Source organism: Thioalkalivibrio nitratireducens DSM 14787, from assembly GCF_000321415.2.
Taxonomy (GTDB): Bacteria; Pseudomonadota; Gammaproteobacteria; order Ectothiorhodospirales; family Ectothiorhodospiraceae; genus Thioalkalivibrio; species Thioalkalivibrio nitratireducens.
In genome coordinates this window covers 3,004,279-3,016,675 of the sequence record NC_019902.2, presented here as the reverse complement: position 1 = coordinate 3,016,675, position 12,397 = coordinate 3,004,279, and the positions used below count along the sequence as shown (strand labels likewise).

At 69.7% G+C, this 12,397-nt stretch carries 10 protein-coding genes; 4 read left to right on the top strand and 6 right to left on the bottom strand.

Annotation, left to right across the window (positions count from 1 at the left end):
• Positions 1 to 28 precede the first annotated feature (28 nt).
• The 3 genes from lolA to TVNIR_RS13810 are packed head-to-tail and all read left to right on the top strand — an operon-like array spanning position 29 to position 2,726.
• Entirely contained in the window at positions 29 to 664 is a 636-nt protein-coding gene (gene lolA, locus TVNIR_RS13820) for an outer membrane lipoprotein periplasmic chaperone LolA (RefSeq protein WP_015259674.1), read from the top strand.
• The gene (locus tag TVNIR_RS13815) at positions 661 to 2,064 is read left to right on the top strand and encodes a replication-associated recombination protein A (protein WP_015259673.1); all 1,404 of its coding nucleotides are present in this window, start codon (positions 661 to 663) and stop codon (positions 2,062 to 2,064) included. The genes lolA and TVNIR_RS13815 overlap by 4 nt, the downstream gene beginning before the upstream one ends.
• Positions 2,061 to 2,726, top strand: a complete 666-nt coding sequence (locus tag TVNIR_RS13810; protein ID WP_015259672.1) for a TVP38/TMEM64 family protein — start codon at positions 2,061 to 2,063, stop codon at positions 2,724 to 2,726. The genes TVNIR_RS13815 and TVNIR_RS13810 overlap by 4 nt, the downstream gene beginning before the upstream one ends.
• Before the next feature lie 87 nt (positions 2,727 to 2,813).
• Here TVNIR_RS13810 and pbpG read toward each other — a convergent pair whose 3' ends face one another.
• The 6 genes from pbpG to TVNIR_RS13780 form a co-directional block, all read right to left on the bottom strand.
• Entirely contained in the window at positions 2,814 to 3,746 is a 933-nt protein-coding gene (gene pbpG / locus TVNIR_RS13805) for a D-alanyl-D-alanine endopeptidase (RefSeq protein WP_015259671.1), read from the bottom strand.
• Positions 3,747 to 4,135: 389 nt separating this feature from the next.
• Complete coding sequence (locus TVNIR_RS13800) at positions 4,136 to 5,728, bottom strand: TolC family protein (RefSeq protein ID WP_418081367.1); 1,593 nt, start codon at positions 5,726 to 5,728, stop codon at positions 4,136 to 4,138.
• 567 nt (positions 5,729 to 6,295) lie between these two features.
• Positions 6,296 to 9,385, bottom strand: coding sequence for an efflux RND transporter permease subunit (locus tag TVNIR_RS13795; protein ID WP_043740697.1), 3,090 nt, complete (start codon positions 9,383 to 9,385; stop codon positions 6,296 to 6,298).
• Positions 9,385 to 10,590, bottom strand: a complete 1,206-nt coding sequence (locus TVNIR_RS13790; protein WP_015259668.1) for an efflux RND transporter periplasmic adaptor subunit — start codon at positions 10,588 to 10,590, stop codon at positions 9,385 to 9,387. The genes TVNIR_RS13795 and TVNIR_RS13790 overlap by 1 nt, the downstream gene beginning before the upstream one ends.
• 265 nt (positions 10,591 to 10,855) lie before the next feature.
• Complete coding sequence (locus TVNIR_RS13785; protein WP_015259666.1) at positions 10,856 to 11,212, bottom strand: HepT-like ribonuclease domain-containing protein; 357 nt, start codon at positions 11,210 to 11,212, stop codon at positions 10,856 to 10,858.
• The gene (locus tag TVNIR_RS13780) at positions 11,193 to 11,510 is read right to left on the bottom strand and encodes a nucleotidyltransferase family protein (RefSeq protein ID WP_043739772.1); all 318 of its coding nucleotides are present in this window, start codon (positions 11,508 to 11,510) and stop codon (positions 11,193 to 11,195) included. The genes TVNIR_RS13785 and TVNIR_RS13780 overlap by 20 nt, the downstream gene beginning before the upstream one ends.
• Positions 11,511 to 11,791: 281 nt before the next feature.
• Here TVNIR_RS13780 and TVNIR_RS13775 point away from each other — a divergent pair, with 281 nt between their 5' ends.
• A complete protein-coding gene (locus TVNIR_RS13775; RefSeq protein ID WP_015259664.1) occupies positions 11,792 to 12,283 on the top strand; it encodes a TspO/MBR family protein in 492 nt (163 codons plus the stop codon).
• Positions 12,284 to 12,397: the final 114 nt, after the last annotated feature.

Genomic DNA, 12,397 nt, shown 5'->3' with positions numbered 1-12,397 from the left:
CATTATCCACTTGCCCCCTGGTGAAGCCATGATATCGATCTTCGCAAAGACCCTCTATGCCCTGGTGGCGCTGGCGCTGCTCGTGCCCGGCTCCGCCGCAGCATCGGGTGAGGCACGGCAGGCCCTGGAACGTTTCCTATCGGGTCTGGACACCTATAGCGCCGAGTTCACGCAGACGCTGACCGACGAGACTGGCTTCCTGTTGCAGGAGGCGGACGGGCGGCTGTCGCTGGCACTCCCGGATCGGCTGCGCTGGGAACTCGATGGACCGTTCGAACAGTGGGTGGTCGCCGACGGCGAGTACCTGTGGCTGTACGATCCCGACCTGCGCCAGGCGACTGTACGGCCGCTGGACGACTCCCTGGAGGCGACACCGCTCGCGCTGCTGACCCAGCCGCACCGGCTGGACGAGCGCTTTGCGGTCGCGGAGGAGACGGTGCCGGACGGCCTGCGGCTGGTGTTGTCTCCCCGCGCCCGGGAAGCCGATTTCACGCGGCTGGAACTGGACCTGACTCTCGATGGAGAATTGCGGGCGCTTGCTTTCCTCGATGTCTTCGGCCAGCGCACCGAAATGCGGCTGCGCGACGCGCGTCGCAACCCGGCGCTGGCGCCAGCCGAGTTCCAGTTCACCGCGCCGCCGGGAACCGACATCTACCGGCCGTGACTCCCGGGCCCGCCAGCGACGACCTCTTCGGCGACCCGGTCTCGACCGGTAGCGGCGAAGGGCGCGGCACACCGGGTCCGAGCGGAACTCCCGACGACACCGTACCGCTGGCCGAGCGCATGCGGCCGCGCAGCCTGGACGAGGTGCTGGGCCAGGAACATCTGCTCGGGCCGCAGGCGCCGCTGCGTCAAGCCATCGAGCGGGGGCAGCCGCCGTCGATGATCCTCTGGGGATCGCCCGGCTGCGGCAAGACGACGCTGGCCCGATTGGCCGCCGACACCGGGGCGCTGGCGTTCGCCACGCTGTCGGCGGTGCTGGCCGGGGTCAAGGACGTGCGCGCGGTCGTCGACCAGGCGCGCGTACGCCGGTCGGGATCGGGGCAGGGCACGCTGCTGTTCATCGACGAGATCCACCGCTTCAACAAGGCCCAGCAGGATGCGCTGTTGCCGCACATCGAGGACGGCACGATCCGTTTCATCGGCGCAACCACCGAGAACCCGTCGTTCGCGCTGAACAACGCGCTGCTGTCCCGTCTGCGCGTGTATCGCCTGCAGCCCGTCGGCGCCGGCGCGATCGCCGCCCTGCTGCGTGCGGCGCTGCAGGATCGGGAACGGGGGCTCGGCGGGCGCGGGCTGCGGCTCGCCGACGAGTGGATCGAACGCCTCGCAGCCGCCGCGGACGGGGATGCACGCAGGGCACTGAACTGGCTGGAGACGGCGGCCGACCTGGCCGACGGCGGCGAGATCAGCGCCGAGGCGCTGCGCGCGGTGATGGGTGCGCAGGCGCTTCAGTTCGACCGCCAGGGCGACGCCTTCTACGACCAGGTCTCGGCGCTGCACAAGTCGGTGCGCGGTTCGGACCCGGATGGTGCAGCGTACTGGCTGGTGCGTATGCTGGATGCCGGCTGCGATCCAGACTACCTGGGCCGGCGCCTGCTGCGCATGGCCTGGGAGGACATCGGCCTGGCTGCGGTGGGCATTGCCGGGCGGGTGCTCGCGGCCTGGGAGACGGTCGAGCGGCTGGGGCGTCCGGAGGCGGATCTCGCACTGGTGCAGGTCGCGATCGAGCTCGCCTGCGCACCCAAGAGCAATTCCGCCTATGCCGCGCTCGGCGCGGTTCGGGCGGCCATAGCGGACACCGGCAGCCTGCCGGTGCCGCTGCACCTGCGCAATGCGCCGACCGCGCTGATGAAAGAACAGGGGTTCGGCGCGGGGTACCGCTATGACCACGACGAGCCCGACGGCTTCGCGCGCGGGCAGACCTATCTTCCGGAGGAGATCCTGGAACGGTCTTTCTACCGGCCGGGCGAGCAGGGTACCGAGCGGATCCTGGCCGACCGCCTGCGTGCGCTGGGCCGCGGCCAGCCGCCGGAGCCGGATGCTGGGGAAGGTCGATCGTGAGCCCCTGGCTCTGGGGGCCAGCCCTGCTGCTGGTCGCGGCAGCCGTGATCTATCTGATCGGCTGGATCCCGATCGAGTCCATCGATTTCGTGACGCTGGAGGCGCGCTTCCAGGCGATCGGCCCCTGGTCCGGGCTGCTGTTCGTGCTCGCATTCGTCGCGTTGGCCATGCTGCCGCTTCCCACCACCGTTTGGGTACTGCTGGGCGGGAGCCTGTATGGCCCGGCCGTCGGGACGGTCCTGAGCGTCGGTAGCGCGACCATCGCCGCGGTGCTGGCATTCGTCACCGGGCGCTACCTGGCCCGAGATTACGTGCGCGCGCGCGCCGGTCCCCGGACCTGCCGGGTGATCCGTGGCGTCGAGGCGGAGGGCTGGCGTTTCGTCGCGATGACCCGGCTGATTCCGGTGTTCCCGTTCGCGCCGACCAACTACGCCCTGGGCCTCACCGGCATCCGTCTTCGCACCTACACGGTGACCACTGCGATCGCGCTGGTGCCGAACCTCGCCGCCTATACCTGGCTGGGTCACGCGACCCGCCAGGCGATCAGCGGTGCGGAGAACCTGATCCAGATCCTGCTGCTGGCTCTCGCGCTCGTGGCAATGCTGCTGTTTCTGCCCGGCTTCATCCGCCGACTGGCGAGTAACTCGGCCGAGCCCTGCTGAGCATTTTCGGGACGAGCCCCGGTGCCCGACGCGGCCGCAGCGAACGTGACACGCGCCGCGGGTATGTCCGCCCCCGGTGGGCTTGCGTCAACGCGGAGATGTGGCCCCGCTGGCGGCCAGTGCGGAGGCGCGCTGGCGTTCGTAGTCCTGCGCCGCACTCGCCACCGCGCCTCCGGTGCCGGTCTCGATCCAGCGCCGGATCCGCCCGGCATCGCCCAGCGGTGTGCGTGTGCCGAGCGAGTCCAGCAGCACCATGACCAGCGGCTGGTCGGAGACCTCCGCGACCATCACCAGGCATCGCCCCGCCTCGGTCAGGTAGCCGGTCTTGCTCAACCCGACGTTCCAGCGCGCCGAGCTGACAAGCGAGTTCGTGTTGCCGTAGTCGAGGCTGTAGCGCGGATTCCGGAAATGCACGCGATGCCGGGACGTGGTCGACATTTCGCGGATCGTGGGATACCGATACGCGGCTTGCACCATCTTCACCAGGTCGCTGGCGCTCGCGTGGTTATCGGGCCAAAGGCCCGAGGGATCGACGAACCGCGTCTGTTCCATGCCCAGCGCGCGGGCCTTCGCGTTCATGTCCGCGATGAAGGCCTCCATGCCTCCAGGGTGGTTGCGTCCGAGCAGATAGGCGGCGAGGTTTTCCGATGACATCAGCGTGATCCGCAGGAGATCTTCGCGGGTCGCCTGGGAGCCGATGCGGATGCGCGAATAGGTATTCTTCGGCGGGTCGTCCGAACGCTGGGTGATCTCCAGCCACTCGTCCAGCGGCTGCCCGGAGTCGAGCACTACCATCGCGGTCATCAGCTTGGTGATCGAGGCGATCGGGACCGGGCGGTCGGCGAATTTGGCGTAGAGCGGGTCACCCGATTTCAGATCGACGACCGCGGCGTGTACCGAGGCGAGCTGGAGTTGGGTGGCGCTGAGCCCCGCGGCGTTTCCGGCCGACCAGGCAGTGACCGGCAGCAGCGTGAGCATGAGGTTTACCACCAGTAGTGTGGTCCAGAGCGTGTTCTTCATCGGTGGTTCGAGTCTCCTCGTCGGTGAATCCTGCCGGTACGTGCCGTCGTGATCGGCTTGCCGGGACCGCTACCCGCCGCAGCGGGGCGCGGTACGCCCCCTTGGCGCGAAAGCATAACGAATCGGATCCACCGCGGCATCCGTATCGTGTAAGCGTGAAAGTCGCGACCATGCTCGCGCCCCCGTGGGAGCATGCCTTGCACGCGAACGCGCCGCAGGCGCGCCCGGCGCTGGCGGCTAACCCGACGCCGTTTCGCGAGCAAGGCTCGCTCCTCCACGGTGGATTCCAGCGTAGCGGCCCGCCCCAAACGCCAATGCGTCCGCGGAGACCAGCCCTCTGGTCGATTGTCTTTCATGGTCAGGAGTGGCCCGGGGCCATGACAGTTAGCTCAGAGGACGTGCACCGGATCCTGGCCGGGGCTGTCGATGCCCCGGTGCAGCAGCAGCGCGCCGCTCTGTTGAAGCAGCTCGGTGCTGGCCTGGCGGAAGCGCACCGTGACCTCGCGCAGGCTCAGTTCGCTCTCGAGCAGGTCGCGCTGCGCCTGCGCCACCGCGAGCGCGGTGCCTGTGCCGACGCGAAAGCGGACCTCCTCGACCCGGAGCAGTTCCCGCTGCAGTGCGACCGTCTCTTCGCGCGCGTGGACCTGGGCGCGGGCGCGGTCGGCCTCCAGCCAATTGGCGCGGATGTCCTGGATCGCGAGGCGTTCGAGGCTGTCCAGCGCGGCGCGGGTCTGCTCCCGGGTCAGGCGCGCGCGGCTGAACGCGGCGTCGGCCGCGCGGCTGCCCAGCGGCAGTTCGAAGCGTAGTCCGCCGACGAGGTCGTAGCCGTCGCCCTGGTCACCGCGCAGCGATGCACTGAAGCTCTCGGCGAAGCCCGATGCACCGAGCGTCAGGAAGAAATCCAGCCGCGGCAGCAGACCGTTGCGCGTTTGCACGATCTCGAGCTCCCCGCGCTGGATTCGCAGCCGGGTCTCGTTGAGGTCGGGCCGGTACAGGAGTCCCAGCGCGATGTAATCCGCCACCGGCTCGAGAACGTACTCCTGTGGTGCCGGCGGGCTGGTCAGATCGAACCGCTGTTCCCAGTCGGCGGTTTCCGCGCGGACCAGCCGTGCGAGGCGGTCCTGCGCACGGGCGAGTGCGGTGCGGGCGTCGATCAGGCCCTGGCGCCGCAGCGCGGCCTCGGCGCGGGCACCGATCTCCTCGGTTTCCGGCCGGTCGCCGGCGCGAATGCGCGCCCGGGTCTCGCGCAGCTGCCGCTCGGCGACGTCGAGGGCCTCTTCGTAGATCGCGATATCCTCGGCGGCGAGCACCGCGTCCCAGTAGGCGGCCTCGACGTCGGCGACCAGCCGTTCGATGAACCCGCGCAGCTCGAACTCGGACGCGGTGACGTCCAGCGCCGCCTGCCGCAGCCGGACCAGGTTCGATTCGATCCGCCCGCCGCGCAGCAAGGCCTGGGTCAGGCTGATTCCGGCACGGCCGGTGTACTGTTCGCGGGCCCGGGAGCTCTCGGTGCGCGTGCTGCGCAGCGACAGGGTCAGCTCGGTGCCGGTCGGCAACGTCTGCCGCAGTCCGGCCTCGCTCCGCTCGCGCTCCGAGCGGAACGCCTCCTGCACCTGGATCTCCTGGAACTGCCGGACACTGCGGTCGCGTGCCAGCTCGACCTCGGCAAACAGTGTCGGGTCGAACACCGCGCGCTCCTGGGCCTCGAATGTGCCCTGGATCAGCGGCGCGAGGCGTTCCGCGCGCAGGCCCGGCGCGTTCTGCAACGCCATCGCGACCGCGTCCTCGAGCGACAGTGCGGCCGCCGGTCCCGGGGTGATGGCCGTCTCCGTGGCGACGCGGTCGTTCGGCGGGATATCGAGGCGGAGTCCCTGGGCGTGCGCAGCGGAGACGGCCAGCAACGCCGTACAGAGGAGCAGGGCGCACGCGCCGACCCGAAGCCGACCGGGAACCGGGCGCGTGCGCCATGGTGGATCGGCCATGGCGAGCCAGTTCAAGGCGACGGACTTCCGCGACAGCGTAGTGGACATGGTCTGACATCTCCGTTGAAAAGCGCTGGCAGCCATGGCGCAGGCCAGCACGCCCGATGATAGAAGTCTCGCTCCCCCGCTTGCGGGGGAGGGTTGGAGAGGGGCGCAGCGTGCAACTTTCACGTTACCCTCCATGGTGCCCAGCCACCCCCCGCGACAAGGAACAGGCGTAGGGGAAAAGGCCGAAGGCCGTCATCCGCCGACCCGACGCCAAGGTTGCCGTGGGCGCCGGAAAACCCATCGGCCAGGGGGCTTGCCTCCCACATCCGCAGCCCTGCCGGACAATGCCGGTCGGAGCGCCGGCGGAGCTATCGTGCTAATCAGCATCCCATCCCCGGTCCATACCGGGGCAGGTGTTCGCAGAGAAAAGGGGACCCCAGTGGGGCACCATCGGCACTCTGGTAACCCAGTGATTTCATGTTGCTTTGGCAGTTTGTTTCTCAAGAGCCTCTTTTATCGTCGGGGTTGGCCTGCGCCATGACCCTTGGCACCCAACCGCCGCGGTCCGGAACGTCGGGTTCAGGCCGTCTCTCGTGATGGCGGCACGACCGGCGCTGCCGTTGCCGTCGCGGTGCGGTGAACGATCAGGTACAGCGCCGGGATCAGGAACAACGTGATCAGCGTCGAGGAGATCAGCCCGCCGATCACCACGCGGGCCATCGGCGCCTGCGCTTCGCCGCCCTCGCCGAGGCCGAGCGACAAGGGCACCAGCGCGAGGATCGTCGTCAGCGTGGTCATCAGGATCGGCCGCAGCCGCTGCCTTGCTGCGAGGAGCACCGCGTCGCGCACCGCGCGGCCCTCGCCGCGCTGCAGCCGCGCCATCCGGTCGACCAGCAGGATCGCGTTGTTCACCACGATGCCGACCAGCAGCATCACTCCGATCAGCGACTGCACGTTCAGCGTGGTTCCGGTCAGGCGCAGCGCCAGCACCACGCCGATCGCCGCCAGCGGCACCGAGAACATCACGATCAGCGGGTCGCGCAAGGACTCGTACAGGCTGGCCATCACCATGTAGACGAGCAGGATCGCCAGCACCGTGCCGAGGAACAGCTCCGAGAACGCCGCCTCCTGCTCCTCGATGTCGCCGCTGACCTGGTAGTCCACCTCGTCCGGCAGCGGGATCTGGGCGAGTGCCGCGCGCACGTCGGCCGCGATGTCGCCCAGCGGGCGCTCCGCCACGTTCACGAACAGCGTCGCGATGCGCGCCTGCTCGCGGCGCTGGATGCTCGAAGGCCCGATCACCGGCTCGAACCGCACCAGGCTGCGCAGCGGGATGCGCTCGCCGCCGGCGCCGGCGCCGGCGACGGTCAGGTTCAGCAGTTCGTCGAGCCGCCGGTGTTCGGCGTCCTGCACCTGCACCCAGATGCGCGTCTCGGTGCCCCCGGTCCGCAACTGCCCGGCGCGCGAGCCGCCAATCGCGGTCTCGATCGCCTGCGCGATGCTGCGCACGTCGACGCCGAGGTCCGCGGCCCGCGCGCGGTCGATCCGGGTCAGGAACTCCGGCTGCCCGCCGTCGTCGCCCACGCGCACGTCGGTGACGCCGGGGATGTCCTCGACCGCCTCGCCGAAGGCCAGCGCAACCGCGTTCATCGCGACCCGGTCGAACCCCCGCACCTCGATCGACAGGCGCTCGGTGTCGTCGCCGCGCCCGAAGCCGCGCATGAAGATCCCGCCGGAGGCGCGTACGCGCACGGTCACCCCGGGCGGCTGGCCGATTGCCTGGCGCAGTGCGGCCGCGATCTCCTCGCTGGAGCGGTCGCGGGCATCGCGCGGGCCGACGTTCAGGCGCAGGTTGGACGAGCTTGGCGACCCGAAACCGAACGCCGAAGCGCCGATGCTGGTGACCATGTGCTGCGCCTCGGGAACCCGTTCGCGCACCGTCGCCTCGACTTCGCGGGTCACCGCGTCCAGCACCTCCAGCCGCGTGCCGGGTTCCATCGACAGGTTGATCCGGATGTCGCCCTCGTCGGTGGCCGGCAGGAACTCGGTGCCCACGCCGCGGTAGCCCTGCAGGGCGAACAGCAGCAGCGCGAGGCTCGCCAGCACCACCCACCAGGGGTGCCGCAGCGCCGGTTCCAGCAACCGCAGGTAAGTGCGTTCCAGTCCGTGCGGGGTCGCGGTCGCCGCGCTCGCCGAATGCAGCATCCGCCGCGCCATCAGCATCGGCACCAGTGTCAGCGATGCGATCAGCGACACCGCCAGTGCAAACGCGACCACCGCCGCCAGCGGCTTGAACAGCTGCCCGGCGAGTTCCTCGGCGAAAAACAGCGGCAGGAAGATCGCGAGCGTTGTCAGGGTGCTCGCGACGATCGCCGCGGAAACCTGTCCGGTGCCCTTGATCGCGGCCTCGGGGATCCCGAGGCCCGGGTTCTCCTCGCGGTTGCGCGCGATGCTCTCGATCACGACGATCGCGTTGTCGACCATCAGGCCGACGCCGAGCGCGATCCCGCCGAGCGTCATCAGGTTCAGCGTCAGGCCGCCGAAGTAGACCAGCCCGAAGGTCGCGATTACCGAGATCGGGATCGCGGTCGCGGCCACCAGCGTAAAGCGCAGGTTGCGCAGGAACGCCAGCAGCACCAGCACAGCCAGTGCCGACCCGTACAGGATCGCCTGCCCGAGATTCGCGATCGAGCGCGAGATGAATCGTGACCCGTCCGAGGGGATCTGGATCGCGACCTGCGGAAAGTCGCGCTCGATCCGGCGGACCTCCGCGCGTACCGCCGCCGCGACGTCGACCGTGTTCGCGTCCGCGAGCTTGCGGATCGCGAGCACCATCCCGTCGGCGCCGTCGACCCGGAACGTCCGTGTCGGGCGCTGGTGGGTGTCGCGGATGTCGGCGATCTGGAACAGCCGCACCGGCCCGGTCTCGTCGCGGCGCACCACCGTGTTCGCGATCTCTTCGAGATCCCGGAACTGCGCCTCGGTGCGGAGCCGGAACTCGCGGCGGCCTTCGACTACCGGTCCCCCGGGGGACACGACGCTGGCCTCCTGCAGCGCACTGCGCACGGTGTCCAGCCCGATGCCCAGCGCCTGCAGGCGCTCGGGATGCACCTCGATGCGGATCTCTCGCTCGAGACCGCCGCGGACGTCCACCGCGGCGACCCCCGGCAGGCGCTCGAATCGCGGCGCGATGCGGTTGTCGATCAGCGCGCGCAGCTGGATCGGGTCGAGCGCGCTGCCCACGCCCAGCTGCATGATCGGTGATGCCTGGGTGTCGAACTGCCGGACCAGCGGCTGGTCCGCCCCCTCCGGCAGCTGGCTTGCGATCCGGGCCAGCCGGTCGCGCAGGTCATCGACCGCCTCGCGCAGGTCGGTGCCCCAGCCGAACTGCACGCGGACGTTGCTGCTGCCCTCGCTCGACGTCGAGCGGATCTCCCGGGCGCCGGTAATCGCGGCCGCCGCCTGCTCGATCGGGCGGGTCACGAGTTGCTCGACCTCCTCGGGGCCGGCGTTGGGGTAGGCGGTGGTCACGGTCAGCACCGGGTAGGTGATGTCCGGGAGCAGGTCCACCGGCAGCCGGGTCAGCGCGGCAAGGCCGAGCAGGATCACGATCAGGGTCGCCATGCCGGTCATCACCGGCCGGTGCACAGTGAGCCGGGCGGGGTTGATCATCGTCCGGGCGCCGCGTCGGGTTTGCCGCGCGGTGCCGTCCCGCCGGCCCCCTGCAGGCGCACCGGGGTGTCCTCGGAAAGCAGGTGCTGGCCGAGCGTCACGACCGCGCCGGAAAGCTCCGGCTCGACGATCTCCACCCAGTCGCCGTCGCGGATGCCCGGCGTCACCCGGTGCCTGCGGGCCTGCGGAGGGTCGGTGGCGGGGTCCACGGTGAACAGCACGAAGCCCTCTTCACGCTGGAGCAGCGCGTCGCGGGGAACGGACTGCGCACCAAGCCGGCGCTCGAGCTCGATCGCGATCTCGGCGAACATCCCCGGCCGCAGCTGCAGTTCCGGGTTCGGAACCTCGATCTCGACCCGGGCCTGCCGGGAAGCCTCGCGGAACTCCGGAGCGATGCGGGTCACGCGACCGGTGAACGTTTCGCCGGGCCAGGCGGCGGTGCGCAGGCGCACCGGCTGCCCCGCGCGCAGCCGGCCGTAGTCCGCCTCGGTGACGAAAACGACGGCACGCAGCGGGTCCAGCGCGACCAGCGTCAGCACCGGCGTGTTCGCCGCCACCAGCGCGCCGGGGTCGGCGAGACGCTCAGCGACATGGCGGGGCAGGCCGTTCTCCCAGTCGGCGCGGACCCGGGTGAACTCCGCCCGGATCTGCGTGCTGCGTCGTGCGGCCTCGCGGCTGCGCAGCTGCGACTGCGCCAGCTCGACGCGTGTCTGCTGCAGCGCCACCTGCGTCTGCGCCGCCTCGAGTTCCGCGGCCGAAGCGATCCCCTGGCCATGCAGTTCGCGCACCCGGGTCAACTCGCGGCGCGCCGCGTTCAGACTCTCGCGCGCCTCGCCGAGGCCCGCCTGCGCGACCGCGAACTCCGCTTCGGCCTGCAGCAGGTCCTGCTGGAACTCCTCGGGATCGAGCTGCAGCAGCAGGTCGCCGGGAACGACCGTGTCACCGATCTCGACCGGGATCCGCTCGATCCGGCCGCCGAGGCGCGGCATCACCTCGATGCGCCGCGAGGCTTCCAGCGAACCGGTCAAAAACAGTTCGCGGACGAGGTCGCGCGTCTGCACCGCCACGGTTTCGACAGCGACCGGCCGGGCCGCCGCGGCGGGACGAGCCCCGGCGGGTTCGGGCTCGCGTTCCAACCACCAGAAAATCCCCGCCCCGGCCAGCGCGGCGAGCGTCACGAAAGCGAGGAGCAGGCGGGTCATCGGGGCAGCCGGAACGGGATCTCGGGAGAAGCGGACATCGGTCGGTGCAGCGCGTTGTCAGGCAGCGGTCATCGCCACTGTGCAGCATGGACCTGAACCCGGCGTGAAAGTGCAACCGGCCGTCCCCCGTTCCCCGCCCGGTAGCAGGCCAGCCCCTGGCCGATCCGGCCCCGGCAGAAGCCCCGGTCGCCGGTGGTGTCCCCGGCCTTCAATCGGCGCGCGGGCTCGCCTCCCACAGGGACCATGCCGATCGCGGCCTTGCCCGCTATCCGCCTTCCAGTCGCCCCTCGTCTTCGAGCACCTGCCGGACCTGCGCCCGCAGGCCCGGAACCTTGGTCGCCAGAACGTCCCAAACGATCTCGTAGTCGACACCGAAATAGTGATGAATCATCTTGTCGCGCATCGCGGTCAGCGCTCGCCAGGGAACCTCCGGATGGCGAGCGCGTAGATCCTCGGAAAGCTGCTTCGCTGCTTCCCCGATGATCTCGAGGCTGCGCACCACTGCCCGCTTGGCACGGGCGTCGGTTTGAAGCTGCCGAAGGTCGAGAATTTGCGCCTCTGCCGACAAGTACTCCAGCTCGTCGAGGATGTGTCGCAGAAACTCAAGCGACGAGCGGGACATACTCCACTTCCCTGAGGATGTGCGGACCGACATGGGGGCTCAGCGCCTCCGGCGTGACCAGATCCACCGGCCGTTGCATCGCCTCCTCGAGCAGGCCGGAAAGTGCCAGGAAGTGGTCGAAGGTCTTCTCGCCCGGTTCGAACTCGACGAGCAGATCGACGTCGCTGGCAGACTGGGCGTCGCCGCGTCGGAACGAGCCGAAGAGGCCCACCCGCCGCACCCCGAGCGCGCGCAGCTCATCCCTGGACTGCTTCAGGATGCGGAGCACATCGTCCCGGGTATCACATCGTGCGGTCACGGCACTCCTCTCGCAGCCTCAGCTTGTTAACACTCTACTCACCACGCCGTACCCGGGCAAACGACACACAGCGGCAACAAAGTTGATCATCACAAGAGCTCCGCGCGATCTGTTCGCGTGTAGGCGAGCCCTCTCGCCGATCTGGCGCTTCGACGGGGCGATTCTCCTGACGGCCGAGCTGCTTCGCCTCCTCCGGGGAACGCCGGGGCGGTACCATATCGGTTCGGGTCGAAATGTCGCAGCCGGGTGGTCCGGGCAACGCGACGACAGGGGGGAATCCGATGAACCGAGGCGATGCGCTGTCCTGGCGGGAGTTGCGCGGGCTGGTCTTGTGGCTGGCGCTGGTGCTGGTGGTCGCGATCATCGGCGGCCTGGTCACGCGAACCTCGGTCGCCGACTGGTACCCGCAGCTGGTGCGGCCGGAGTTCGCGCCGCCGAACGCCGTGTTCGGACCGGTGTGGACGGCCCTTTACGTGATGATGGCCTACGCGGCCTGGCGGATCTGGCGCGCGCACGGTTTCCGGCGCGCGCCCTGGACGCTCGGTCTGTTCATGGTGCAGCTGGCGCTGAACCTGCTCTGGTCGTTCCTCTTTTTCGGCTTCCAGCAGATCGGACTCGCGCTGTTCGAGATCGTCGTGCTGTGGTTCGCGATCCTCGCTACGCTGGTGCTGTTTTGGCGCCTCGACCGCCTGGCAGGGGCGCTGCTGCTGCCGTACCTGGCCTGGGTTGGCTTCGCGGCTTTCCTGAACCACGCATTCTGGGTGTTGAACTGATGAACCTTGCCGCACGCCGTGCTTGGACCCGAAGGCGGTGGACGCAGCCCGGGCGCGCTCGAGCCCTCCGTGGGCGCTCGACGGCGGCCATCCGTGGCCGCCGACGGCCCGGGC